This is a genomic window from Isosphaeraceae bacterium EP7, from assembly GCA_038400315.1.
Classification (GTDB): domain Bacteria; phylum Planctomycetota; class Planctomycetia; order Isosphaerales; family Isosphaeraceae; genus EP7.
Genome location: CP151667.1, coordinates 4597930 through 4624462 on the forward strand (window position 1 = coordinate 4597930; position 26533 = coordinate 4624462).

General features: G+C 64.5%; 14 protein-coding genes and 1 tRNA gene. 7 read left to right on the forward strand and 8 right to left on the reverse strand.

Annotated features, from left to right (window positions below; translation table 11 throughout):
* Window positions 1-30: 30 nt before the first annotated feature.
* Entirely contained in the window at window positions 31-672 is a 642-nt protein-coding gene (locus EP7_RS17810; protein WP_463523115.1) for an HD domain-containing protein, read from the reverse strand.
* Between the two features lie 581 nt (window positions 673-1253).
* Between EP7_RS17810 and EP7_RS17815 the strand changes: the two genes are divergently transcribed.
* From EP7_RS17815 to EP7_RS17845, 7 genes are all read left to right on the forward strand, one after another.
* Window positions 1254-3755, forward strand: coding sequence for a DUF1592 domain-containing protein (locus EP7_RS17815; RefSeq protein WP_463523117.1), 2502 nt, complete (start codon window positions 1254-1256; stop codon window positions 3753-3755).
* Between the two features lie 12 nt (window positions 3756-3767).
* Complete coding sequence (locus tag EP7_RS17820) at window positions 3768-5159, forward strand: DUF1552 domain-containing protein (protein ID WP_463523119.1); 1392 nt, start codon at window positions 3768-3770, stop codon at window positions 5157-5159.
* Between the two features lie 398 nt (window positions 5160-5557).
* Window positions 5558-7015: an Ig-like domain repeat protein gene (locus EP7_RS17825; RefSeq protein WP_463523121.1), complete on the forward strand. Its 1458-nt coding sequence runs from the start codon at window positions 5558-5560 to the stop codon at window positions 7013-7015.
* Window positions 7016-7321: 306 nt separating this feature from the next.
* On the forward strand, window positions 7322-8803 hold the full coding sequence (locus tag EP7_RS17830) for a serine hydrolase domain-containing protein (RefSeq protein ID WP_463523123.1): 1482 nt from the start codon (window positions 7322-7324) through the stop codon (window positions 8801-8803).
* A 716-nt stretch (window positions 8804-9519) separates the two neighbouring features.
* Window positions 9520-11520, forward strand: a complete 2001-nt coding sequence (locus EP7_RS17835; protein ID WP_463523125.1) for a primary-amine oxidase — start codon at window positions 9520-9522, stop codon at window positions 11518-11520.
* Window positions 11521-11942: 422 nt separating this feature from the next.
* Complete coding sequence (locus EP7_RS17840; RefSeq protein ID WP_463523127.1) at window positions 11943-13277, forward strand: monooxygenase; 1335 nt, start codon at window positions 11943-11945, stop codon at window positions 13275-13277.
* A 187-nt stretch (window positions 13278-13464) separates the two neighbouring features.
* Window positions 13465-15396: a prolyl oligopeptidase family serine peptidase gene (locus EP7_RS17845; protein WP_463523129.1), complete on the forward strand. Its 1932-nt coding sequence runs from the start codon at window positions 13465-13467 to the stop codon at window positions 15394-15396.
* 159 nt (window positions 15397-15555) lie between these two features.
* Here EP7_RS17845 and EP7_RS17850 read toward each other — a convergent pair whose 3' ends face one another.
* The 7 genes from EP7_RS17850 to rpsU all read right to left on the reverse strand — a co-directional run bounded on the left by EP7_RS17850 (window position 15556) and on the right by rpsU (window position 26348).
* Complete coding sequence (locus EP7_RS17850; RefSeq protein ID WP_463523131.1) at window positions 15556-17670, reverse strand: alpha/beta hydrolase family protein; 2115 nt, start codon at window positions 17668-17670, stop codon at window positions 15556-15558.
* A 133-nt stretch (window positions 17671-17803) separates the two neighbouring features.
* Window positions 17804-19126, reverse strand: a complete 1323-nt coding sequence (locus tag EP7_RS17855) for a 3-keto-disaccharide hydrolase (protein ID WP_463523133.1) — start codon at window positions 19124-19126, stop codon at window positions 17804-17806.
* Between the two features lie 165 nt (window positions 19127-19291).
* Entirely contained in the window at window positions 19292-20695 is a 1404-nt protein-coding gene (locus EP7_RS17860) for a DUF1501 domain-containing protein (RefSeq protein WP_463528434.1), read from the reverse strand.
* A 96-nt stretch (window positions 20696-20791) separates the two neighbouring features.
* Window positions 20792-23446, reverse strand: a complete 2655-nt coding sequence (locus tag EP7_RS17865; protein WP_463523135.1) for a PSD1 and planctomycete cytochrome C domain-containing protein — start codon at window positions 23444-23446, stop codon at window positions 20792-20794.
* 447 nt (window positions 23447-23893) lie between these two features.
* Window positions 23894-25300, reverse strand: coding sequence for a 3-keto-alpha-glucoside-1,2-lyase-like domain-containing protein (locus EP7_RS17870; protein ID WP_463523137.1), 1407 nt, complete (start codon window positions 25298-25300; stop codon window positions 23894-23896).
* Window positions 25301-25892: 592 nt separating this feature from the next.
* Window positions 25893-25965, reverse strand: a tRNA-Ala gene (locus EP7_RS17875).
* 194 nt (window positions 25966-26159) lie between these two features.
* Window positions 26160-26348 (reverse strand): 30S ribosomal protein S21, encoded by a 189-nt coding sequence (gene rpsU, locus EP7_RS17880; RefSeq protein WP_463523139.1) that lies wholly within the window; start codon window positions 26346-26348, stop codon window positions 26160-26162.
* Window positions 26349-26533: the final 185 nt, after the last annotated feature.

Consider the following 26533-nt stretch of genomic DNA (forward strand, 5'->3'; position numbering starts at 1 on the left):
CCGTCCCCGGGCGAAGTCGCTCGGGCCCGTTCAGGTTCGGAATGGCGACCCGGCGATCATCTCGCAGAAGTTGGGGCGTACGTAACCCGGCAGGAGCTTCTCGAGCACGTCGGCCTTGACATTGCCGAAGGCGGTCTGGGGCTTGTGGGCAATCCCGTCGGCAAACGCCCGGACGATCCCCTGTTTGAAGTCCACACGCGGGAATGCCGCCAGGACCTGCTGTCGGGAGTCCGCATCGATGTCTTCGTATCCCATGCCCAGGACGTCCAGCTCGACGCCGGCCGTGACCAGGGCGACTTCGGGTTTCTTCCATCGAGGAATTCCCGGCGTGGTATGCAGGGCGATCGCGTCCCAGACGATCTCGATCGAGGCCTCGGTCAGTCCGTGCCGCGTCATGAATTGCTTTGCCGCGTTGGCGCCGTCGACCTCGAACCGCTCGTCCGGGCTGCGAAACTTTTCTGTCAGGCCGAGGTCATGGAAAATGGCGCCTAGATAGAGGAGTTCGGCGTCATAGCTCAGGCCGAGGCGCTTTCCCTGCAACGCTCCAAAGAGGTAGACACGCAACGAATGATCGAAGAGCAGATCCGACTCATTGTCGCGCACCAACTCCGTCGCCTCGGTCGTCAGCGAGCTATCCGGGATGGGAATGCCGGCAATTTGCTTGGGGAGCATCGACCGTCCTCTGCCAGTTCGGCAACTCGATGTGTCAGCCTCTGCGGATCGACGCCCGATAATTCGACCCTGGAGATGACCTGAATGACGCGACTTGCTCACGACCTCGCCCGGAATGCCTTCGGTCTCCGGGAATGACACGACCTGACTGCTCAAAGTTCGTTAAGGACGGTATGTCCGCGATCAATTCGATGAGGAACGCGCCGCAGGGCTTGAATCTCGTCGCCCGCACGGAAAAAATCGAGACAACTGCCCTACCAAAGAGATTCGCATTCGTGCCGCCAAATCCGCTGCAACGCCGTTCCTGTCCTAATTTTCGCCGGTTGTCGGCAAGAAGTCTCCGAAGGATTTCGCATAGGTTATCCTGACAAGCTCAGGTTGACCGAAGATTCAGGGGATCAGCCCGCCTCAGCCCATGCATCGGGCCTTCGAGAATTCTTTTCGCAGAAATCCGGTCGGGCACGAGGACGTCTCTTTCGCCCCGCCTGAGTTTCGCCCGACGGAATCGGCCGACGAGGTGACCGTTGCGAGATCCGATCCGACAGATTTGCCGTGTTGCTCATTCCCGCATGCTCGCGAGGATGGCGACGCTCCTCGCATTCGGAATCTGGGGCTGCAACCTCGCGACCGCGGCGGAGTCGTTCGTGGAGCAGATCCTTCCGATTCTCGAGGATCACTGCTTCGCGTGCCACGGCAACGGGATCAAGAAGGGGGGCGTTGACCTGGAGTCGGCGACTCCCAGGGATTCGAAGCTATGGTGGGCCGTCCTGAAGAACGTCCGCTCCGGCCTGATGCCGCCGGGCGATTCGCCGCAGCCATCCGCTCAAGAACGTCGACAGCTTGAATCCTGGATCAAGCTGGATGCATTTGGGATCGATCCGGAACATCCCGACCCGGGCCGCCTGACGGTCCACCGGCTCAATCGGGTGGAATATCGCAATACGATCCGCGACCTCATGGGCGTGGATTTCGACACGACCGCCGAGTTCCCATCAGACGACTCCGGCCACGGATTCGACAACAACGGCGACGTGCTGACGCTGTCTCCCCTGCTGATCGAGAAGTACCTGGCCGCGGCGAAGTCGATCGTGGCCAGCGCGGTTCCTTCGACCTCGAAGGTGGTCGCCCGGCGAGAAATCCTCAGCCGTGACTTTCGTCGCGAAGGCGTTGCGGAGCCTGCCTCCAAAGATCTCTCTCTCTCGTATTACGAGGCGGCGACTGTCAAGGCTGACATGGCAGTGGAGCATGGCGGCCAATACCGGCTGCTCCTCGAAATGTCCGTGAGCGAGAAATATGTCGACGGCATGAACGACGAAAACCGGTGCCGACTTTTGGTGCGGATTGATGCCGAGGAACTGCACCGGGAGGAATTCGGCCGGAGAGATGGGCGAACGATGAGGCTCGAGTTCGACCGCGAATTGGCGGCCGGCCCGCATGAGCTGTCGATCGAAATCCAGCCGCTTACCCCCGAGAAGAAGCAAGTCCGGGCCCTGGCGATACGATTTAGGTCGATCGCGCTGGAAGGCCCTCAAGGCGAGAGATTCGGCGTCAAGCCTCCGAATTACGCCCGATTCTTTCCGGGAACGGTGCCGGAAGACGGGGCCGGCCGTCATTCCTCCGCCCGCGAGATCCTGGGTCGGTTCGCGGAAAAGGCCTACCGACGACCGGTTGACGAGCGGACGAAAGACCGACTCGCCGACATGGCGGAGGCGACCTGGGAATTGGATGGACAGACGTTCGAGGCGGGCGTTTCGCAGGCCATGACCGCGGTGCTCACCTCCCCGCGGTTCCTCTTCCGCGAAGAGGATGTCGATCCCGACTCGCCCGGCCGATATCCGCTCGTCGGAGAATATGAGCTGGCGTCGAGATTGTCGTATTTCTTGTGGTCAACGATGCCCGACGACGAGCTCTTCCGGCTGGCGGCCGAGCATCGTCTGCGTGAAAATTTAGGCCAACAGGTCGCTCGGATGCTCGCCGACTCCCGTTCTGGCGAATTCAGCCGCCACTTCGTCGGCCAGTGGCTCCAGGCACGCGACATCGAGACCGTGCTCATCAACGGCTCGGCGATTGCCGCACGCGATGAGCCGCCCGACCCGAGCGCCGAACGCCTCCGTGCCCGCTTTCGCCTCCTGAACCGCAAGGCCCCAGGCGAATTATCCGAGGAAGAAAAGAAGGAGCTCAGAGAGTCCCGGGAGGCCTTCCAGAAGTCGTTCCGCAGATTTCGTGAGTTCGAGCTCACGTCCGACCTTCGCAAGGACATGCGCCACGAGACCGAGATGCTGTTCGAGCATGTCGTGCGCGAGGATCGGCCGTTGCTGGATCTCCTCGACGGCGATTACACGTTCCTCAATGAGCGGCTCGCTCGCCATTATGGCATCGAGGGGATCAAGGGAGTTGAGCTGCGGCGTGTCGAACTGCCGGAGGGCAGTCCCCGAGGCGGCGTCCTGACTCAGGGCACAATCCTGGCAGTGACGTCGAACCCGGACCGGACCTCGCCGGTGAAGCGTGGGCTGTTTATTCTCGAGAATATCCTGGGCTCTCCGCCCGCCCCTCCGCCGCCGAACATCCCCTCGCTGGAGGAATCCGGCAAGGCGATCGCCGGCCGGACCCCGACCTTGCGAGAGTCGATGGTGCTCCACCGGAGCATGCCGTTATGCTCCTCGTGCCACTCGCGGATGGACCCGCTCGGGCTTTCCCTCGAGAATTTCAATGCCCTCGGCCGATGGCGAGACAATGAGCGAACCGTCCCGATTGACGCGACCGGCAAGCTCATCACGGGCGAGCCCTTCCGCGATATTCGAGACCTGAAACGCATCCTTGTCGAGAAGCACAGCCTCGACTTCTATCGATGCCTGAGCGAAAAAATGCTCACCTACGCCTTGGGGCGAGGGCTGGAGCCCTACGACGTGCAGGCGGTCGACACGATCGTCGGGAGGATCGAGGCGGGAGAGGGGCGTGCCTCCGCCCTGGTCTCGGGAATTATCGACTCCGTCCCCTTCCAGAAGCGCCGTCGCGAGACCGCGATCGACACGGCAGACGTCCCGGTCCGGCAACCTCGCCGGGCTCCCGACTCGACCCGCTGAGGAGCCGATCCGATGACCAGGGAACTCGACCCGACCTCCCCGTCTCCCTCCTCTGGCCCGAGCCGCCGCCTGTTCCTACGCGGTCTGGGGGCCTCGATCGCGTTGCCGGCGTTCGCATCGTCCCTGCCGACGCGTCTGCTGGCCGCGGATGGCTCGCCAGCCCTGGCGACGGCGGCATCGGGATCGCCCATGCGGACCGCGTTCGTCTATTTTCCGAACGGAGCCATCCCGGCTTCCTGGTGGCCGGAGGGGCAGGGGACCGAGTTCAAGCTTGGCCGGACCCTTGCGCCTCTGGAGTCGTTCAAGGGCCAGATTCAGGTGATGGGCGGCCTGAATCACAAGACGGCCGAGGGGCGGGCCGACGGCGCCGGCGACCATGCGCGCGGGCTCGGGACATTCCTCACCGGTGTCCGGCTCAACAAGAGCGCGACCGATGTGCGGGCCGGAATCTCGATCGATCAGGTCATGGCGCAAAAAATCGGCCACCTGACGCGGTTCCCCTCTCTCGAACTGGCCTGCGAGGCGAGCCGGAAGGCGGGGGCCTGCGACTCGGGCTATTCGTGCGCCTACCAGTACAACCTCTCTTGGAGTTCGCCGACCACCCCGGTCCCGGCCGAGTCGAACCCCCGCCTCGCCTTCGAACGCCTCTTCGGCAGCGGGTCGCCGGGGCAGAGAAAGGCCAGCCTGAAGCGGCGCCGCCAGGAGCAGCGATCCATTCTCGACTTCGCCATGGAGGATGCCCGCGCGATGCAGCGCCGGCTCGGCTCGGGCGACCGCGAGAAGCTGGGTCAATATCTCGACGGGGTCCGCGAGATCGAGACCCGGATCGAGAAGGCCGAACGGTTGGGAGACGGTCCGGAGCCGGCCGCAGAAACTCCCGCCGGCGTCCCCTCGGACTATGCGAATTATGTCCAGCTGATGTTCGACATCCTGATCCTGGCGTTCCAGACCGATTCGACCCGAGTCGCGACCCTGATGCTTGCCCACGACGGCAGCAACCGCTCGTTCGACCACATCGGGATCTCCGAGGGGCACCACGACCTGACGCACCACCAGAATCGGACCGATTGGATCGACAAGGTGGCCGACATCGATCTCTGGTACGTCGGCCAGTTCGCCCGGTTCCTGGAGAAGTTGGAGGCGACCAAGGACGCCGACGGGACGCCTCTGCTCAGCAACTCGATGGTCGTCTATGGCAGTGGAAACGCCGACGCGAATCGTCACACTCACGACAATCTGCCCGTGATTTTGGCCGGCGGGGGGGGCGGCACCCTCAATGCCGGACGGTACGTCAACCACGGCTCAGAGCCGCTCACGAACCTGTATCTCAGCATGGCCGACCGAATGGGGATCCGGGTCCTCGAACGATTCGGTGACTCCGCCGGTCGGCTGGCGAATCTCTGATCTTGCAGGGTTCCCCGATCACCATCGATCGCTCTTGGCCTGGACGCGTTCGTTGTGTCCGGGTCTTTCAACCGAACAATGACCTCGCTCCGAGCGTTCTTGACATTCTCGAACCGAAACATCCGGAAGCGGGAGGATCTGGCTGAACTTCAATGTTTCTCGCCCATCTTTGCAGCGTTCACGGTTTGGAAGCGGTTAAGGATCATCCCCGCATCAACCGATTTAAACGCTAGGAGGCGTCATCGGCCGTCGACGGAGCCGCCCGACCGCCGGAACCATCGCATTCGAGGGTCGGATCCTGAGATCATCGAAACCTGGTCGTCCGCACTGACCGAGGCCTGATCTCGATTGCCGACCGGAGGATGCGTCTTTCCGACCAAGGATGGGGGAACGTCGTGATGAAGGATTGGATGAAGTCGTTCGCAGGCCGCATGGGACCGGTCCTGAGCCTGAAGCGGGCTGAAAGGCCGCGACGAGCTTCCGGCGGTCGAACGATCCGACTCAAGGTCGACGGGCTCGAGCGGCGCGAGGTGCTAAGCACCGCGACCGTCACCCCGTTCCTCTCGGTCCCGGGCCAGGTTGGGGCATCGGGCCAAACAACCTCGGTCTCATTCCAACTCGCTCCCGGGTCTGTCAGCGCGGGCAAGAATGCCTCGACGGTCTTCCTGGGCTTCAAGGCGAGGCCGGCGGTCTCAACGTCTGCAACCCCCGTCGTCACCGGGGTCGTCGCCTCCGGCCTGGTGAAGGGGACTCTTCTCGGGTCGACAGGGAACCCCTTTCTCACCAAGGTCTCGGTCCCTCGAACCGGGGCCGACAATTACGCCGTGACGGTCGCGGGGGTCGACCCCCAGGCGGTTGATTTCGCGCTGGATTCGTTCTTGCCCGGCGATGTGAATGGAGACCTTCAGGTCGACCCGACGGACCTGCAAATCATCCAGTCGGCGTACGGCGCCTACCTCGGCGATTCGAAGTACAACGCGGTCGCCGACATCAACGCCGATGGCCGCGTCGGTGCTCTCGACAAGCTCTATGCCACGAAGAATCTCGGTGCGAAGGCGACCTCAGTCGCATCCGCACCTACCGGTGCCGCAGGAACCGCGCCGGTCGTCGTGACGCCCGTCACGGTGACGACGGTCCCGCCTGGGACGCCCGCGAACGCGATCCCGGTGACTCTCACGCCCGGATCCGCGACCACGCAGACGGGTACGATCGTCGCCTCCGGTTCCTCCCTCTCCACGAACCAGCTTTACTATCTGGTACCGGCCGGCACGGCGCAGTCCACCAGTCGCGTCGGGGCCAACGTCACGATGACGCAATCGGCCGCCTCGACCACGTTCGGGAGCCCGGTTACCTTCAACGTGGGAGTGACCTCCGCGTCGAGCGGAACGGCGGTGCCAACGGGGACGGTGACCTTTGCCGAGAACGGGAAGACCATCGCCTTGGTCAAGCTTGTCGACGGGGCAGGGACGTTCGTGGCCTCGTCGCTGTCCGCGGGGAATCCCACGATCACGGCGACCTACAGCGGCGACTCCTTGTTCACGCCCCAGAACAGCGCCACCGCGAACGTGGTCGTCAACCAGGACTCCACCGCGACGAAGGTGGAGATCGGCCATTACGCAGAGGGCTTGGTGCTCTCGGCTCGGGTCGACCCGGGCTCGGCCAGCGCGGCCATCCCGACCGGCAGCGTCACGGTGCTGCTCGACGGCGTTGTGCAAGGGACCGCAACCCTTTCCGGCGGCTCTTATCGCTGGTCGGTCCCGATCGTCAATATCGCCAAGGGGATGAGCTACACCGTCCTGTATCTCGGGGACACCAATTTCACTCCGAGCACATCGGCCCCCGCGGTCATCGGCTGAGCGTTGACGCGAACGGACAACATTCGACGGGCCTGGTGCCGCGAGGATTTAGCTCGCGACATCAGGCCCTCTGTGTTGGGCCTGAACGCCGATTCGGGCGATCGCGTGCAAAGGCCTGTTTGGTGCTTGACTGGGTCGAGGGTGGCCCATCCAATGAGATTTGGAATGCCCCACGAGGCCGGCTCGGCTCCGAGTCAACTCGGGGGGCGATCCCTCATCGCGGCGTTCGCCGATGCGCCGGGCCGGCGACGGGCAGGGCCTCGTCGGTCGAGGATGAACCCCCTGACCAACAACCGGATCGACCCCATGAAGACTTCCCTCTTCTCCGCGCTGGTTGCTTGTAGCGTTGCACTCGGTCTTGGGGCCGGGCCGCCTTCCGCGGGCCTGCCACGCAGCAGTCCCGAGGCGCAGGGCCTCTCGTCACTGGGAATTCTCGCGTTCGTCGATGCCGTGGACAAGTCGGTCGACTCGCTCCACGGGCTCATCATCGTCAGGCACGGGCAGGTGGTGTCCGAGGGATGGTGGGCGCCCTATGACTCGACCACCCCGCATTCGCTCTTCTCGCTGAGCAAGAGCTTCACCTCAACGGCCGTGGGACTGGCCATCGCCGACGGTAAGTTGAGCGTCGACGATCAGGTCTTGAAATTCTTTCCCGAGGATGCCCCGACCGATCCCAGCAAGAACCTCCAGGCGATGCGCGTCAGCGATCTCCTGCGGATGTCGACCGGGCAGCAGGAAGAACCCCCGCGGAAACCCGATCAATCGTGGACGAAGGCCTTCCTGGCCCAGCCCGTGCCGTTCAAGCCGGGCACCCACTTCCTGTACAACACCTCGGCCACTTACATGCTCTCGGCCATCGTCCAGAAGGTGACGGGCATGACGGTCCTGGACTATCTGAAGCCCCGAATCTTCGAGCCGCTGGGCATCGAGAATCCGACCTGGGGGACAAGCCCGCAGGGCATCACGCTTGGCGGCTATGGCCTGAGCGTCCGGACCGAAGACATCGCCAAGTTCGGCCAACTCTTCCTCCAGAAAGGGGTCTGGCAGGGCAAGCAGCTCGTCCCCGAGTCGTGGGTCGACGCTGCCACCGCGATGCAGACGTCCAATGGCAGCAATCCCAAGAGCGACTGGGACCAGGGTTACGGCTACCAGTTCTGGCGAAGTCGCAACAACGCCTACCGTGGCGACGGGGCATTCGGCCAATACTGCGTCGTACTGCCTGAGCAGGATGCGGTGATCGCCATCAACGCGGGCCTGAAAGACATGCAGTCGGTGCTCGACCTGGTCTGGGAGCATCTCCTCCCGGCCATGAAGCCCTCGGCCTTGCCCGCGAACGATGCACTCGTCGGGAAGCTCAAGGCCAGGCTCGAAGGACTCTCGATGCGCCCGCAGGACGGCTCGAAGTCGCCCGGGAAATTGTCCGGCAAGACGTATACGTTCCCCGAGAACGAGAGGAAGATCGAATCGATCAAGCTGGTCGATGACGGCAAAGGCGATGGGGCGACGCTCGTCATCAGGACCGACGGCGAAGAGCGGACGATTGCCTGCGGCCGTGGCTCCTGGACCAGGGGACGGACCGCCTTCATGGCTCCACACGAGCAGGCATGCGCCGCCAGCGGCGCCTGGACCGCCGATGATACGTACAAGGCAAAAATCTGCTTGTATGAAACCCCGTTCGTCGTGACAACAACCCTGAAGTTCAACGGAGACGAACTGACCCTCGACCTCGACTCGAACGTCGGCTTCGGCCAGACGACGCAAAAACAACTGGTCGGCAAGGCAAAGTGAAGATTGGATTGAGGGGTCCGGGGGAGGGGAGGGCTGGATGGAGCCTTCCTCCGGCTCTCCTCTGACGTCACAATTCGAGACGCCCTGGCCGATCCGTTGACGATCTTTGGGCAGGAAGGGTGTCGGGGGACACCGCGACCTCGCCCGAATTGCGAGCCAGGAAAGGCTCCAAAGTCGGCCCGTCCAACTCGGGCGACGAGGACCCTGGCTTCGACCGAGCCGATCTCGGCAGTCGATGATCGATGGCGACATGGTCGCGAGAGGGGCGGCGAAACACGCATGTTTCCCCGGTCATCGAAGACGTTCGTGGAATAAATCCTGCCGCTTTTGAGCAATCGCCGGCGGGCGACTTACCCGTATGATTCCCCTGTTCCGCCCGATGCGGCAGCCCGGTGCTCCTCCCGGGAGGGCCGTGCCTCGTGACCAGAATCCTACCTCTCCGTCGGTTGCGTCGCACCTCGCCCATCCGCCCGCCGGCGCGTTCTCGTCCTCCAGAATCCTTGCAACGGTTCACGCGTCGAGGGTCCGAAGACTCCGGCCGGTACGGGCGACAACCGACGGCCGTTCGCTCCTTCGTTCGAACGTCTCACCTCCCATCGGGGCGCGGCACTCGACGACACCGACCGGTCGCAACTCGCTCATCGCGAACCACTACTTCGATTACGCGACCGGCCGTTTTCACGGTCGAATCGTCCTCTTCTCCGAGGGAAATGGACATGGCAGGCATCTGCAATCTCCTCGGTCGTTTGGCTGGGGCCGCCCTCCTCTCGTCCCTTATGCTCGTCGGCGATTCGTCCTCGATTGCCGAGGACAACCCTCCGAAAGTCGCGGCGGATGTCGAGCACCGACATCCACTCGACCCGCTCGACCCCGACGAGATCCGCCTGGCGGTCGCCACGCTTCGCAGTGAAAAGACGATTTCCGAGGACTTTCGGTTCGTGAGCATCTCGCTCAAGGAACCCGCCAAGGTCCTGCTTCAGAAGCCGCCCGGGGGCGGTCGCATCAACCGTGAGGCGTGCCTGGTCCTGCTGGACCGGGCGAGCGGGAGAGGCTACGAGGCCACCGTGAATCTGACGAGCAAGTCGGTCAGTCGGTTCGAGCCGCTGCCGCCGGGCATCCAGCCGGGCATCATGCTCGACGAGTTCGCGGAGTGCGAGGAGGCGGCCAAGAAGAGCCCGGCGTTCCTGGAGGCGCTCAAGAAACGCGGGATCGAAGACCCGAAGCTCGTGATGGTCGACGCCTGGTCGGCGGGGCATTACGGAAATGAGCCCGAGGAAGACAAGGGAAAGCGGATCGTCCGGTCGCTGAGCTGGATTCGCTACGGCGAGGCCGACAATGGCTATGCCCACCCCATCGAGGGGCTCGTGACCGTCATCGACCTGAACCGCAAAGAGGTCGTGCGGGTCGAAGACCACGGCGTCGTGCCGATCCCGCAGAAGCCTGGCAACTGGAGCGGCAAGGCGCTGCCCGCCCCTCGCACCGGCCTGAAATCGCTGGAAGTCTCGCAGCCCGATGGGCCGAGCTTCGAAGTGAAGGGGCAGGAAGTCTCCTGGCAGAAGTGGGCCTTCCGCGTCGGATTCAACCCCCGCGAGGGCCTGGTCCTCAACACGGTCGCCTATGACGGCCGGCCGATCATGTTCCGCGGTTCGATCGCCGAGATGGTCGTCCCCTACGGAGATCCGAAGGTTTCGGCCTATCGCAAGAGTGTCTTCGACCTCGGCGAGTACGGCGTCGGCATGCTGGCAAACTCGCTGGAACTGGGCTGCGACTGCCTGGGGACGATCCGCTACTTCGACGGACACCTGGCCGACAATCTCGGGCGGCCTGTGACGATCAAGAACGCGATCTGCGTGCACGAGGAGGACTCGGGCATGCTCTGGAAGCACACGGACTGGCGGACCGGCCAGTCCGAGGTCCGCAGGTCGCGCCGGCTGGCGGTCTCGATGATCGCCAATGTGGGCAATTATGACTATGGGTTCTACTGGTACTTCTATCAGGACGGGACGATCCAGCTCGAGGTGAAGCTCACCGGGATCGTGAACACCCAGGCCCTCCATCCGGGCGAGGTGGCCGGGTTCGGGACCGAGGTCTCGCCGGGCCTGAATGCGCCCAATCATCAGCACTTCTTCAACGCGAGACTCGATCTGGACGTCGACGGCGAGATCAACACGGCCCAGGAGGTCAACACACGAAGCCTCCCCGAAGGCCCGCAAAACCCCTACGGCAATGCATTCATCGCCGAGGCGACCCCGCTAGCCAAGGAGATGGAAGCACGACGCAATACGGCACCTCTGTCGGGACGGTTCTGGCGTTTCGTCAACGAGACGAAAAAGAATGGGATGGGAGGGCCGGTCGGCTACCGCCTCTGCCCGGGCGAGACGACCCTGCCGTACGCGCTTCCTTCGTCGGCCTTGCTCAGGCGTGCCGGCTTCCTGACCAACAACGTCTGGGTCACCCCGTACCGCGCCGACGAGCGATACCCGGCGGGCGAGTATCCCAACCAGAACCCCGAGGACTCGGGGCTGGGAAAGTGGACGAAAGCGGACCGAAATGTTGCCGCGACCGACCTCGTCGTCTGGTACAACTTCGGACAGACTCACATCCCACGCATCGAGGACTGGCCGGTCATGCCGGTCACTTCCGTCGGCTTCCAGCTCAAGCCCGACGGGTTCTTCGACGCGAATCCGGCCCTCGACGCTCCGGCTCCGAAACACTGATCCGACTAACCCGCAGGCTCGTCTCCGTCGCACCCCCGGCAATGTGCCGGGCCGCGCGGCGTCGTCGAGCACATAGAGGAGTAGTTTCCAGCGTTCGGGGGGGAAAGTGGGGCGACTCGGCTTTGTTTCGTTCAAGCTTCCCGACCGGAGAGTTGTTCCGTAGCCATCGGTATCCCCCTCGATTCTCTGTTGAATGGGGGCTTGGCGAAACAGACGAGGGCCCAGGGAGCCGAATGGCCCGACTTCCAGGGCGATCTTGTGGACGCGGGTGTTCGGTCCGGTTCCAATGCCTTTTCGGATGAGCCGGGCGGCGAGTTCAAGCCTCAGGTCTGGAATCCCGGCTCGAGGGTTGCTAGATGGCAACGAGACGCATCACATTTCCTCCGATCAACTTGGGGCCACACTCGCGAGCTCGGCTCGGTGTGTTGGCAGCCTGGTTCGCTTGCCTGATCTCGGCACCGATCTCGGGCCGGGAGCCGGATCACCGAGACAAGCCGCCGACCTTCGCCGGCGATGTTGCGAAGATCCTCCAGGAGAAGTGCCAGATCTGCCATCGCCCGGACCGGGTCGGGCCGTTCGCCTTGGAAACCTACGAGCAGGCCCGGAAACGTGCCGCCGACATCGCCGAAGTCGTGTCAAGTCGGAAGATGCCCCCCTGGATGCCCGAGCCCGGGGTCGGCCCGCCACTCAAGGACGACCCGTCGCTCACGCGCGAGCAGATTGCCATCCTGGTTGACTGGTCCGCGGCGGGCGCCCCGCCGGGCGACCTGTCGACCATGCCTCCTCCGCCCCAGTTCGCCGACGACTGGAAGCTTGGGACGCCCGACCTCGTGCTCGAGCCGGCTGAGGAATTCTCGATCCCCGCTGGAGGACCCGACCTCTACCGCTGCTTCGTCGTCCCTTCGAAGCTCGCGCGTGATGTCTTCCTCTCCGCGATCGACTTCCGGCCCGCCAATCGCCGCGTGGTCCATCACATCACCGCGTACAGCATCCCCGCAGGCTCAGCCAGGCAGATCGACGAGGCCGACTCGGGCCCGGGATATTCCTCATACTCGGGGCCGGGAGTCGAATCGTCCGAAGTGCTCGGATTCTGGAGCGCCGGGCACGAGGCAAGCCACCTTCCGGCCGGGATCGGCCTCTTCCTGTCGGGATCAGCCGACTTGGTCTTCCAGATCCATTACCACCCGAGCGGCAAGCCCGAGGTCGATCGCACTCGGCTCGGGCTTTACTTCTCCCGCAAACCGGTCAAGCAGGCACTCCACTGGAACTCGGCCAAGGACCTCGACTTTCGGCTCCCGCCGGGCGACCCCGACATCGAGGTCGAAGCGAGCTGGTACGTGCCCGTCGATGTTGAGGCCCTGGCCGTCTCGCCCCACATGCACCTGCTCGGGCGGTCCATGAGCATGGCCGTCACCCATGCCGATGGCCGCACCCAGGAACTGATCCGGGTGCCTGAATGGGATCCGGCGTGGCAGAGCGCGTACTTCTTCCAAGAGCCCCTCACCATGCGCAAGGGCTCGGTCCTCAAGGTGGTCGCCCACTTCGACAATTCGCCGCATCCGCGCAACCCCAATCGGCCGCCGAAGCTCGTCCGATGGGGCCACAGCGTGAACGACGAGATGTGCGACGGATACGTCGCCCTGGTCAAGAAGGACCAGGACCTCACGAGCCTCCGATCCACAGATGACCTCCCCGAAATCTTCGCAAGACAGCGGATGAAGAACTTTCGCAAGGAGTCGGTCAAGCGGCGGCGCTAAGCCGTCCGACGCCGGCCAGGATGCACGTCGGGGTGCGGGACGCGATGTCGAACTCATTTCAGCGGTGGGGGAAGTTCTCTTGAGGATCGCACACCGATTTCCGATTTCCGCCGCGTTTCTCATCATGTTCGTTGTCCAGGCGGTCGGTGCCGACGAGCCCAACCTTGGTACGGAAGATCGCCAGACGTTGGAACGACGACTCCACGACTTGACGCGACGGCTTGATGCCTTGCGGAGAGGCGAGGGGCAGAAGGATCAGCGAGATCGCCTGGCCGATGCGGAGGTGTTCGCCAAGGGCATCGCCTGGGGGCTGAGATACGACACGACCTTCACGACGGCCGACCAGACGCTCTTGAAGACAGCCCTCGAGAGGTGCCAGGGTCGGCTCGCCTCGCTCGAGGCTGGCCAGGCGCCCTGGACAGTGAGGAAGGGGAAGGTTGTTCGCGGCTTCGTCTCGGCGGTGGACGGATCGGTCCAGCCTTATGCCGTCATCGTGCCCGCAAGTTACGATCGGACTCGGCCCATCCGGCTCGACGTGGTGCTCCACGGCAGCAGCAAACCCGTGGGCATGAGCGAACTACGCTTCATGGCCCGCTTCGACGAAGTGGAAGGGAACGAACTCGGCGCAAACGCCCCCGACTGCGACTACATCGAGTTGCACCCGCTCGGCCGGGTCGAGAACGGCTATCGCTGGGCCGGCGAATCCGACGTATTCGAGGCGATCGAGGCGACCTGCCGGAACTACGCCGTGGACCGGGACAAGATCGTCCTGCGAGGAATGTCGATGGGGGCCTCCGGGGCCTGGCACCTCGGGCTCAAACACCCCGACCGTTTCGCGGCCCTGGGGCCCTATTGCGGTTACGTCGACACGCATGAATTCTCGAAAACCCCGCTGCCAACCTTCGTCGAAGTCGGCAAGCTCCCTTCCGACCAGGAAAAGATGCTCCACATGCTCGACTCGGTCGACTACGCCGCCAACGCGGGCATGGTCCCGAGCATCGCCTGCATGGGCGAGAAGGACGTCTTCTTCCAGGCCCACGAGATCATGGGCCGGGCGATGGCGAAGGAGGGGCTGCCGATGGTCAACATCATTTCCCCGGGGACCGGCCACGTCCTCGACTCCGTCACGCACGCGGAGCAGATGCGACGCATCGGCGAAATCATCGGCAAGGGGCGGGTGCATCCCCGCGAGCACGTCCGGTTCGTCACCTGGACGCTCAAGTACAGCCGGTGCGACTGGCTCCAGGTCCTCGGGATGGGCGAGCACTACGCCCGCGCCGAGCTTGATGCGAAGTTCGGCATTAACGGAACGGTCGAGTTGGCGGAGCCGAAGAATGTCAGCCGCTTCGCCATCCTGCCTCCGGTGGCATCGGCATTGAAGACGATCCGGGTCGGGGGGGCGGTGGTCCAGGTTCCAGATCACCGAGATGGTACGGAGCGATCCGGCATCGTCCTCGGCAAAGAAGGCGGCCGGTGGTCCTATCTGGGCGCGCTCGACCGCCTGGAACTGGTCGGCAAGCGGCCCGGTTTGCAGGGGCCGATCGACGACGCGTTCACTGCCCCGTTCCTCTGCGTCAGGGGCACCGGCACGCCCTGGGACCCCGCCGTGCAGGCGTGGGCTGAAGCCAATATGAAACGGTTCTCTCACGAGTGGCGTCAGTATTTCCGCGGCGAACTGCCGATCAAGGACGACACCGCCGTCACCGAGGACGACGCCCGCCGGTTCAACCTGATCCTCTTCGGAGACCCCGGGAGCAACTCGTGGATCGCTCGTGTGCTGCCCAAACTGCCGATTCGCTGGACGCGTGAGGAGTGCGCGATCGGCGGCCTGAGCGTTCCCTCCGCCGGTCACTCGCCCGTCCTGATCCAGCCGAACCCGCTCGGCGCGGGTCGCTATGTGGTCCTCAACAGCGGGCATACGTTCCATGAGAAGGAACTTGCCACGCTGAACTACCTCCTCTTCCCCCGCCTGGGAGACTGGGCCGTCGTCAAAGTTCGTGGCAAGCACAGCAGCGACCCGTCCGGGCCATCGGGAGAAGATGTCGTCCGCGACGGTTTCTTCGACGAACAGTGGGCCGCTCCCCGGCTCAAGGATGATCGGGCTGGGAGCGGTCAGTAGCCGACGCTGGAACTCCGCTCATCCGCAGGGCCCGTCGACAAGGCGGCGAGATCCCTCTCCTGTCGAGGTTTCCGGGCGGCCGCCAATTCCTTGACGCCGCCCGGCATGCTCGAATCGCGCCGTTTTCATCTTCCTGGTGGTTGCAAGGTCCAATCCCACTCAAGGGGACGCGGTGACCAACTCGGTGATGCGACGGTGGACCTCGGCTCTCGTCCGCTCACAGGTCATGGCCTCGACGTGCGACCGGTCCGTGCGAGTCAGCTGACCAAGAAGAACGGCGAGTTCGTTGAGGCCAAGGGTTCGCTGGGCCGCGTCGAGCGGGTGGGTCAGCAAGACTCGCCTGGGATGGGCGAGATCCAGGAGTTCGACCAGGTCGTGGTCATTCCCGAGGCCGGGAAGAATGGACCAGTGATAGGGCGGGGCGATCAGGCGACAGGTCGCGAAGTCAGTCTCTGCACCGGCGATGTAGGAAAGCGAAGTCCGGTCGAGCACCAGGCAGACCCCCGGCGGCAACAGTGGAGCCGAGGCCAGGAGAAGTACGCCGTCGAACCCGTGAGCGACCAGCGACACCCGTCGTTGATCCGTGACGAACCCACGGTCGCGCAGGACGAGCAATGCGACCGACAGATCGCGGGCTCGCTCGGCGAGCAGCGAACGGCCCGAGGCCGTCAGCGCCGATCCGAGCTGCCCCTCGCGGTTCGCGTCGAGAGCCGCGCCGGTGTACGCAAGCGTGACCAGAACGGCGTGATCCTTCACTCGGTCGTCCCAGTAGAGACGTTCGAGCTGTGGCTCGGGTCGGTCCCGATCCTCGAGGTGAATGACGACCTGCCCTACCTCATCTCCTCCGGCCGGTCGAGTGACGACGGCCGTGACGTCCCCGCCCAGGCCCGAGGTCCAGGAAAGCCGCTCGCGGGGGCCACCGCTCCTCGGGTCCGGGCCGAGGTCCCGACGCTCGATGCGCGAGGGCAGGGAGGGTTCGCCGGACCAGCGGCGACGGATCGTTGACGCGAGCCGCTCGCGGTCGGCCTCGAGCATCCGCCCTCGAGCGGCCGTGTCACTGCCCGCCCCCGCACTTCGTAATCGTGATCGATTGAGGTCCGAGAGGGTCAGCGAGCCCTCGGGGAGGTCGCCGTCTGCGTAGCAGCCGAAGAGGTCGGCGTCTCGGGGACCATCGCCGGGGGGCAGGCTCGCTAGCTCGGTCAGACCGAACTGACGCCGGAACCAACCGATCTGCCGGTCGATCATCGCGTCGGTCCACTCGTGCGGGGCGTCGAATTCAGCAAACTCAACGGCCTCTTCCCGGCCATCCGCCGCGTAGAGCCGCTTCGCCTGGGCAAAGGCCGATCGGGCTCCCGCCACCGGAAAGATTGGGTCCCTCGTGCCGTTGACCACAAGGAGAGGCCTTGGATAGGCCATCGCCAGGAAAAGTCCGTGGTCGCCCACGGTGAGGATGTCATGGGCCAGCTCGCAGACGCACATCGTGGTATCGGCCAGGTCTGCGCGGAAGGTCGTCACGGCACAGGTGGGGGACGCGGCCTTGAGCCTCGGCTCGACCGCCATCGTATAAAGTGTCTGGCTTCCCCCTCCGGAGATGCCGGCCATGCCCAGTCGCTCGCCGTCTACGTCGGGCCGGGTCAGCAGGTAGTCCAGGCAGCGGATGTTGTCAAATACTTCCAGCGCCAGCAACTCGGTGCCCGTCAGTGCGAGCTGACCCCCCGCCTCGCCGTGCCCGGTGCCCCGCCGCTCCTGCTTGCCCCAGCCGTCCTTGGCCAGGACGATGAAACCCGCCTTGGCGAATCGCTGATAGGCGTTCTGGTAGATGGGCCGGTCGCGTCCACTGTGGCCGTGCGGAGAGAGTAAGGTCGGCTTACGCGTCGGTCCCGACTTCGGCACATAGAGATTGCAGGGGACGGGCACCCCCGGCGCGGCCTCGATGATCAGCTTCTCGACGCGGTACTCCGGGAAATCCAAGACTCCAGCCGGAGTCACCGCGGGAGGACGGCGAGGTGTGTCCAGGTCGAGGTCCAGCAGCGAAAGGAATCGCGCCCGGGCCCGTGTGAGTTCGCGTGTGAGCGTCTCAGGGCCGTCGATCTTCGCGAGCCGTGCGTCATGCGACTCGCAGAGCCGGTCGATGTGGTCCTGGACGCCTTGGATCACCGGATCTTGATGCTTCGGGACTTCCGATCGCTCCGCTTGCGCGCGGGCCGCCGAGGGGAGGAAGACCATGAAGGTCGAGACGGTTGCCATTCCCAGCCACCGGAATCCACGCGCCATTGTCCATTCCTCCCAGGGACCGGCCTGGTCTCCGCACGGTTGCCCGCTCGATCAGCGGGAACCTGACGTTGAGCACGACAGACATGGGCAAGGTCGCTCAAGGCCGCCGGAGCGGGCTGATGGACGATGTCGATCAATCCAGCGGCTTGATCAGGACGTTGCGGAATGCCACGGGGTCGTTGTGCCCTGCGAAGCCGAAATAGCCCGATGTGCGGTCCTTGCCCGGGTGGGGAGTTCCGCTCTTGAACTCGGTGATCTTGCTGACATCGGCATCGACGATCACCGTCCCGTTCAGCTCGACCTTGATCCTCGGCCCATTGACCGTGACTTCCTGGAAGTTCCACTCGCCCACCGGTCGCAGATAGCCTCGCCTGGCGGCGACCATCCCGTAGATCGAGCCGTTGTACTGGCGAGGGTCGAGCTTGGCGTATTGGTCGGCCGTGTCATCGAGGATTTGAAGCTCGCACATGCCGGTGGATGAGGTGTTCCCATGGCCGGGGTATCGGATTGCCAGGCCGTTATTGCCGCCGGCCGGCACCTTGAACTCGACCCGCGCCACGAAGTTGGAAAGCTCCTTGGGATGGTAGAGCACGCCGCCCTTACCGGGCTTGCAGCGAATCAGGCCGTCGACGACTTCATAGTTCTGGACCGCGCCAGCCCAGCCGTCGACCGACTTGCCGTCGAAGATGGGGGTGAAGGCCTTCGCGCCGGCTGCGGAGAGGATTGTGTTCGCCTCAACGGCGGGGATCTCGCGGAGGAAGAGGTTGCGCCAGCGGATCTCGGCGCCGTGGGTCTGGAGCTGGATCACGCCCCGCGCCAGCAGGGGAGCGGAGCGATCCCAATAGTTCTCCATGGTGGCATGGTCGACGACCAGCGTGTCGTTCAGGTAAACCGTCGTCCTCGCCCCGATCTGGATGATCCGCAGGTGGTTCCACTCACCAAACGGCTTGTCGGCCACGACGAGGGGGTCGCGGCCAGGAGTTCCGGGACTGTTGTTGAACAGGCCGCCCGAGCCCTTTTCCGACCCGATGGCCTTACTGGGCCCGCCGGGGGTCGCGTCCCAGATCTGAACCTGAGGAGTACCGCGGAGGTAGATGCCGCTGTCGGCCTTGGCGACGGTCTTGTAGTCGATGAGGAGCTCGATGTCGCCGAACTCCTTGTCGGTTGTCAGGTAAGCGCCGTGGCCGTCATTGACCAGTTCGCCCCCCTCAACCGTCCAGTGTTTCCTGGCGTCCTCGGTCCACACGGCGATCTGCCTGGACCGTTCCTCGTCGGTCATCGCGGCGAGCTTGCGGGGGTCGAAGTGGGGCATCCCGTGCCAGCCCGTCATGTCCTTGCCATTGAACAGGGCGACGAAACCCTTCGGCGGCTCGGTCCCTTCCACGGCGCGGGCATTGGACAGCATGCTGAAGGTCAGGGCCAGGCCGGCGGCGAGGCCTAAGGGACGGAGGTTCATGGGGTGAGTCCGGATGGGAAGGAGGAATTGCGCGTTTCGAACGATTCGTTCTGATCCGCCACGCCGCCGATATCGCCGAGAATTGCCCCGTCGATCGCTGCAAACGAACGGCGACGCGACCGGGCTCCAGGCCCGGCCCATGGTCGCCGAGGAGTCGCCAACGAGTCAGGCCAAGAGGTCGTCGACCACCTTCGCCGGCTGACCGTCCACGAGCGAGCCGTCCCCGCCGGGGCGAGCGAAGGCGAGCGTCTGATGGTCGAGGCCGAACAGGCGGAGGAGGGTCGCGTGGTAGTTGCTGTGAGTCACCACGTCCTCCACGGCCTTGAGGCCGAGTTCATCGGTGGCACCGTGGGTGTGACCTCCCTTGAAGCCGCCGCCGGCCAGCCACATGCTGAAGCCATGCGTGTTGTGGTCTCGACCGACGTTCTTCTCGTTCTGCACGACCGGCAGCCGGCCCATCTCGCCGCCCCAGGCGACCACGGTGGTGTCAAGCAGACCGATCCGCTTGAGGTCGGCGACCAGGGCGGCCGAGGGGCCATCGACCTTGCGGCACATCTGGGGCAGGCCCTTGGCGATCCCGCCGTGGTGGTCCCAGTCCTGGTTGCCGGTACAGACCTGGACGTAGCGCACCCCGCGTTCGACGAGACGCCTTGCGATCAAGCAGCGGGTCCCATATTCGCGGGTGTCGTCGTGTTCAAGGCCGTACAACCGCTTGGTCTCGGCGCTCTCGCCCGACACGTCGAGCGCCTCGCGGGCTGCGTACTGCATCCGGGCCGCCAGTTCGTAGCTGGAGATCCGGGCGGCCAGATCATGGTTGCCGGCGTGCTCTGACAGGTGGTCGCGGTTGATCCGATCGAGGAGCCGGAGTGACCGGGCCTGGACCGTGCCGTCGAGGCCTGGCGGCGGATCGAGGTTGAGGATCCTCGGCTCGCGAGGGCGGATCACAGTGCCTTGATAGATCCCAGGCAGCCAGCCGCTCGACCAGTTGTCGACCCCAAGAACGGGAACGCCGCCCGGGTCGCTCAGCACGCAATAAGCCGGCAGGTTGTCGCTCTCCGACCCGAGCGCGTAGGTGAGCCAGGAGCCGACGACCGGCCTGCCCGCTGTGATCCGCCCGGTATTGAGCGCGTTGATCGACTGGCCGTGATTGTTGACGCCGGTCTGCATCGAGCGGACCAGGCAAATATCATCGGCGACCGAGCCAAGGCCGGGGAGGAGTTCGCTCAGGGCCATCCCGCAATCGCCCCGCGGGATGAACTTCCAGGGGGAGGCGAGCAACCGGGCGCTGGCCTCTCCCGCGTTGTCGCGACTGATCTCGCCGGTGAAGGTCTTGCCGTCGCTCTTCTGGAGTTCGGGCTTGGGGTCGAACAGGTCGAGGTGGCTGGGCCCGCCCTGCATGAACAGGGAGATCATCGCCCTGGCTCGCGCCTGGCGCGGCGGGGTCTTGGGCCGGAGGTCAAAGGTCGGCTTTTCCAGGTCCGGCTTTCGGGGGCCGGCGGCCTTGTCGGCGGCCAGGGCCAGCCCGTCGCGGTGGAGGAGCCAGGTCAGGGCGAGGCCGCCCAGGCTCATTCCCTGCTGGGCCAGGAGATGTCGACGGGTGACGTGCGAGCACGGCTCGAGCGGATGGGCCACGATTCGGACTCCGCGGTCTCGGACTCGACTCGGTCAATCGACATAAAGGAACGCGTTCGATCCGAACAGAGCCTGCCCCAGCGTCGCCAGCGCGGCTCGCCCGTGATCGGGAGCAGGGGGAGCTGGACCGTCTTTCGGGGCGGGAGGCGGCGTCGAACGGGCGGAGAGATCGGCCTCCTGCTCGGCCAGGAAGCCGACGGCATCGGCCTTCTGCTCGGCCGTGGGCCCGTGCCCCAGCGCGATCCACCAGGCCCGATCCACCCGCGCCGCCGGGTCGGCCCCGGCGAGTCGGATCACCCGGTCGGCGAAGGCCAGGGATTGCTCGATCACGAATTCGTTGTTCATCAGAGCGAGAGACTGCGTCGCCACCGTCGAGCTGGCCCGCCGCTCGCAATTGGGCGTGAGCGTCGGCATGTCGAAGGCTTCGGAGAAGCTCAAGGGCAGGCTCCGCCGGACCTGGATGTAGAGGCTCCGGCGGAACTCGGACCCCCCGAGCGAGCCCGGCTTGCCGCGCTGGCGGCCCGCGGTATCTCGGGTGTCCATCCCCACGAGCACCTGGCCCGCCTCGTCGAGTGCGACCGGCAATGGCGGGCCGAACATCGTCTCATCGAGCTTGCCAGAGGCCGCGAGGATCGCGTCCCGGACCTCCTCGGCCTCCAATCTCTGGACCGCCATCCTCCCGAGCAGGCGATTGTCGGGGTCGCTCGCGATGGATGTCGCCGCCCGGCTCGACGCCTGACGATAGGCCGTCGACGTCATGATCTGTCGGTGGAGACGCTTGAGACTCCAGCCTCCGTCCATGAAGTCTGCGGCCAGCCAGTCGAGCAACTCGGGATGGGACGGACGATCGCCGAGGGTGCCGAAGTCGGCCGGCGTGGCGACGATCCCCCGGCCGAAGTGGTGCATCCAGACGCGATTGACCAGCACTCGGGCCACCAGCGGATGCTTCCCATCGGTGAGCCGACGGGCATACGCCAGCCTCCGGCCCGTGGTCGGCAGCGATGGGTCATCGTTGGGGATCTCCGCCGGGCCAGTCGAGGCGGCTAGCACGGTCAACTCCGCCGGCGCAACCTCGTGCGAGGGCTGTTTCGGATCGCCCCGCACTTGCAGCCTCGTGGGTGGGGCCGAGTTTGGGACTTCGGTCGTCGCGTGAACGTAGGCCTCAGCCGGTCGACCGAGGCGTGCTTCGGCGGCCTTCTTGTCGAACTCGGCGGTGATCTCACCGAAGGTCTTGCCGTCGTACAGGCTCACGTTTCCCGCGTTGACCAGCAATCTTGGATGGGCCTTCAGGAGTTCCTTCTGCTCGTCGGTCCGCTGCGTCTCCGGGGCATTGAGGGCCTCGCGACTCTTGGGTCTGAGGTCTTCCGGCAATTCGTCCATCTCGCGTTTGAGAACCTGGCCAACCAGTTCCTCGACCTTCTTTGTCCGTTCAGCCTCCACCATCTTGGCCCTGGCATCAACCTCGGCAGCCTTGGCACGATCGTCGGCCGACCAGAGCGAGACCAGCCGTTGGGTCGGCGTCCGCCATTGGCTGACGTTGTACGCCGGGTCGAAGATTGCCCGGAACCGGTAATAATCATCGTGAGTGATCGGGTCATATCGATGGGAATGGCACTGGGCGCAGCCGACGGTCAGGCCGAGCAGGGAGGACGAGACGACTTTGATCGCGTCGGCCACCACTTCATTTCGGGCGATGTCGGCGTCGACGCCCGGCTCGGAGGTGGTGTCGGGCACCATTCGGAGGAACCCGGTGGCGATCAGGCGACTGCGATCCTCGGCCGTCAGGTCCTGGTACGGCGGGATCAGCATCTCGTCGCCGGCCAGTTGCTCTCGGATCAAGACATCCCAGGGGCGGTCGCCGTTCAGGGCGCGAATGAGATAGTCGCGATAGTGGTAGGCGTAGGGCCGGACGGTGTCCTGGCTCGGCTCGCCGTCGCTGTCGGAGTAGCCCACAACGTCCAGCCAGTGCCGTGCCCAGCGCTCTCCATATTGGGGGCTCATCAGCAACCGGTCGACCATCCGGTCGTAGGCATCGGGCGTTGTGTCGGCAAGGAAGGCTTCCACGTCCTCGGGCTTGGGGGGCAAACCCGTCAGGTCGAAGCTAGCCCGGCGCATCAAGGTGGCCTTATCGGCCTCGGGGGCGAACGCGAGCCCGTCTTTCTCCAGGCGGTTGAGGAGGAAGGCGTCGATCGGGTTGCGGACGGCCTTGGATTGGGTGACTTGCGGCACCTCGGCGCGTGTGATCGGGCGGAACGACCAGAACTCGCGTTCCTCGTCGGTCAGGACTGGACCGGGGGGCGGTAGGGTTTCGGGCTCGGGTCGCGCGGTGGGAATCCCGGCGACGATCCATTCTGCGAGCGCGGCCTTCTCTCGGGCCGACAACTTCTTGTCGCCCGGGGGCATCTCGTCGGCGTTGACTCGTTCCCAGATCTGGCTTTCATCAAGTCGGCCGGATTCCACCGCGGGACCAGATTCCCCACCGACGACCATCGCGCGGACCCATCGCAGGTCGAGTCCACCTTTCGGCTTCGCCTCCTCGCCGTGGCAATGGAAGCAGTGAGCCTTCAGGATCGGCCGGACCGTCGCCTCGAACGTCGGGGCCACAGCCGATGTCTCGCCGGCAAGGGTACTAGCGGGGTTGAGCAGGGCCATCAGGACGGCCAAGTGCATAAGGCGGGGCGGCACCATGGTGGGCTCCCGGGCGGGCAAGGGGTGGGGCGAGGCAGAGAATCGGGTGGCCTCTCGTTAAACATATCGCCAACACGAGTGTCAGACAACAGTTCGGATCCCGCCCACCAACCCCGGAGACGATCAGGGACTCCCTTCCGTTCACGATCGATGCAAGGCTCGTTGGTTCGTCACGCCGACGAATTCGCGGAGGGGCCTGCCTTGTTTCGAGGTCTTCGAATCGCACTCGAGCAAGTTAAACCAGAGACGATGACCGGAAACTGGTGACTCGTGACCTTGAGATCTCGTCGATGCGGCCGCCCACCGTTCCCGGTACGAACGCCCGGCCACGTGGGGTTCATCAGTCTGGAGCCGGGCGTCGGGGGATCGTGGGCGTACCAGTACCGGGGCCGGACAGGGATCGTCGGACCATGATTACGACGGAGCCGAGGTTGCGTCGCGAGGCGATCACCGCTTCAAGGCTTCGCCGACGAATCCGAACAACGCGATCGTGCCAGGATCGTCGGGCACGCCGAGATCCGCGTTGAGCTTATTGTGGGTCGATTCCCGGGCACCGAAGACACTGACCGAGACGCCCGAGTTCTTGAGCACGCTCGCAAGGGCCTGCGCCTGCACGCTCGTGTCGGGATTCTCGGCGACATGCATGATCAAGAAGGGAGGGATGCCTTTCTCCTTGGCAACATGCGAAACGGCGGAGAAGTCGCGATGCTTCGCCGGATCGTTGCCGAACTTCTCGCGGTGGCCAAACGTCGCTTGCGGCTGGCCATGGACCCGACGACGGGTCTCGGCTGTCTCGATGATGGCCGGCACGTCGTAGGTGTCGCCATCGACGGGGACGCACCCTTTGATCATCTCAAGCGACAGCCCCTCGGCCTTCAAATATCGATCATCGGTGCAGACCAGCGCGGCGAGTTGCGCACCGGCGGAATGACCCATGACGAAAACGCGCTGCGGGTCGCCTCCGTAGTCGGAGATATGGTCGTGCACCCAGCGGATCGACGTGGCGATGTCGCGCACGATGGTCCCCATGTCGACATGCGGCAGGAGTCGGTACCCGGTGGAGACGAAGACGAACCCCTTGTCCATGAACGCCTGCGGCTTGACCTGGACGTCCGACTTATCGCCGGCCTGCCAGCCGCCGCCGTGAATCCAGAAGACAACCGGCAGGTTCTTCGCATGTGCCGGTGAGTAAACGTCAAGCATCTGGCGTTCGTGCGCCGGGGTTGCATATGGGATGTCGCGTTTGACTTCCTGTGCACGCGACTCCCGCTTGATCCGGAGATTTCGGTACTCGACCACGTTGGTCTCGGATTGCAGCGAGAGCGGTCCGTTGGCGGGGACTTCGAGGGCCTCTTCCAGCACCTCGCCGTTGCAGGTGCAGCGAGCCCTGGTGCCGGTGACGACCACCTCGATCGCGTTCCAGTCGTCGGCCTTGTAAGACTTCAGCGTCTTGTACGGGCCGACTCGGGGATAGTCGCGGATCTGGAACTGATGCGCGAAGGCCTTGTCCCGCAGGTGAAGGCCGCTGTTGGCGTCCCTGGAGGCGCGGAATTCCAGGCGGAGGGTGAAGTCGCCGTCATACGAATCCACCGTGTCGATCTCGGCCATCTTGGGAGGCGAGTCCTTCGATCCGGTGATGACGAGGATGCCGTCCTTGACCGCGAAGCGGCCGTCCTCAGTCGCTGTTCTTCCGGACAACGGCGTCGTGCCCGCGCGCCAGCCGGTCAGGTCCTTCCCGTTGAAGATGGAGAGGAAGGCGGGCTCGTCAGCACGAGCCGCAGTGAGAAGGAATGTCCAAACGAGGAGAGTGAAGACGCTCGACTGAGCCGCGTATCGTCGAAGAATCCGCGTCATCATCATGCCCTCGGGATGGATCAGGCCTCGAACGAAGTCTCGTCACAGGATAGGCGAGCCGTCACGAGCGAGCAATCCAGGGCGTGGAGGGCGGATCCGATCGAGTGAACGAGAGCTTCGGCGTGATCTTCTGGCCATGGAGCCGCCAACTCGGAAGCTCACGATGGCTCGCACCGGTTTGCAGTGACCGGCGTAAAAGTCCCGGCATGGAGGCACCGATTCGACTCGGTCGCCCGCCGGATCAGGGCACGGCTCGCTCGCAGCGAGCACATGACTCGGGCGTCATCTCAGTCAGCGACGCTGATCGGAGAAAATGGGCCAGTCGCCCCGAGGAAACGCGGTTTGCCACCAAGCTTCGGCTGACCAGAGCTTGACTGTTGGAGCAGGGGCGGCGTTACCTGCTGGGCGACAAAGTACTCGGATCGTCAGCGCGGTACCCAATCAGTCGAGAGGGGAACGAACTGCGGCCCTCGAGCCGAGGGGATCGGCTACCCTCAAGTGGTCGCACGATGCAGATGCCAACTCGACTTTGCACACAGATCGGCACCGATATTGGCGATCTCGGATCGCCGTTAGCCCTTGCCCTACCTAATGGAGACGAGGGGGATCGAACCCCTAACCTCCTGGTTGCAAACCAGGCGCTCTCCCAATTGAGCTACGTCCCCGAATCGTTCGATTTCGATCAGGAGTATCATACCCGGCAATTCGCCGGTCGCAAGAATCTCGTGAACTCGACGCGAAGGTGACGAACAATGCGACGGAAACGCCCCGTTGGATGGCGTCTCGTCGCATGCTCATTTCATCGAGTCCGCAAGGAAACCGCTCAGGTCGGCTGTGCGTTTCGTTCGATGACCAACGATCAGACGCGGATCGCCTGACGGGCCTTTCGCAGACGCTTCAGCTCCTCGCGGCGACGACGCTCGCTGGGCTTTTCATAATACGCCTTGCGGCGCATCTCTTTGCGCAGGCCGCTCCGCTCGCAGAGCTTGCGGAAGCGGCGGACCGCTTCCTGGATCGACTCGCCCGCCCGAACCCTGAGCTTCACCACGGCCCGAACCTCCCGCCAACAATGCAATCTCAACCAGACAGAAAGGTCACGCGAACCCGACGCCGAGGGCGGAGGCTCGCACAGCCCATCGATCATTCCCTTGGGTCGCCTCCGAGGCGATGGGAAAGAGTCCCAGCTTAACCGACCCGGCCCGCTTTGCCAAGGGCCGGCAGTCCTGCGAGATC

What these genes read in the sequence shown, in the direction of transcription:
- EP7_RS17855 (WP_463523133.1), bottom strand. Translation starts at nt 19,126, where the DNA reads ATGAACCTCCGTCCCTTAGGCCTCGCCGCCGGCCTGGCCCTGACCTTC.
- EP7_RS17825 (WP_463523121.1), top strand. Translation starts at nt 5,558, where the DNA reads ATGAAGGATTGGATGAAGTCGTTCGCAGGCCGCATGGGACCGGTCCTG.
- EP7_RS17850 (WP_463523131.1), bottom strand. Translation starts at nt 17,670, where the DNA reads ATGGCGCGTGGATTCCGGTGGCTGGGAATGGCAACCGTCTCGACCTTC.
- EP7_RS17830 (WP_463523123.1), top strand. Translation starts at nt 7,322, where the DNA reads ATGAAGACTTCCCTCTTCTCCGCGCTGGTTGCTTGTAGCGTTGCACTC.
- EP7_RS17820 (WP_463523119.1), top strand. Translation starts at nt 3,768, where the DNA reads ATGACCAGGGAACTCGACCCGACCTCCCCGTCTCCCTCCTCTGGCCCG.
- EP7_RS17810 (WP_463523115.1), bottom strand. Translation starts at nt 672, where the DNA reads ATGCTCCCCAAGCAAATTGCCGGCATTCCCATCCCGGATAGCTCGCTG.
- EP7_RS17815 (WP_463523117.1), top strand. Translation starts at nt 1,254, where the DNA reads ATGGCGACGCTCCTCGCATTCGGAATCTGGGGCTGCAACCTCGCGACC.
- EP7_RS17860 (WP_463528434.1), bottom strand. Translation starts at nt 20,695, where the DNA reads ATGAGCCTGGGCGGCCTCGCCCTGACCTGGCTCCTCCACCGCGACGGG.
- EP7_RS17870 (WP_463523137.1), bottom strand. Translation starts at nt 25,300, where the DNA reads ATGACGCGGATTCTTCGACGATACGCGGCTCAGTCGAGCGTCTTCACT.
- EP7_RS17835 (WP_463523125.1), top strand. Translation starts at nt 9,520, where the DNA reads ATGGCAGGCATCTGCAATCTCCTCGGTCGTTTGGCTGGGGCCGCCCTC.
- EP7_RS17865 (WP_463523135.1), bottom strand. Translation starts at nt 23,446, where the DNA reads ATGGTGCCGCCCCGCCTTATGCACTTGGCCGTCCTGATGGCCCTGCTC.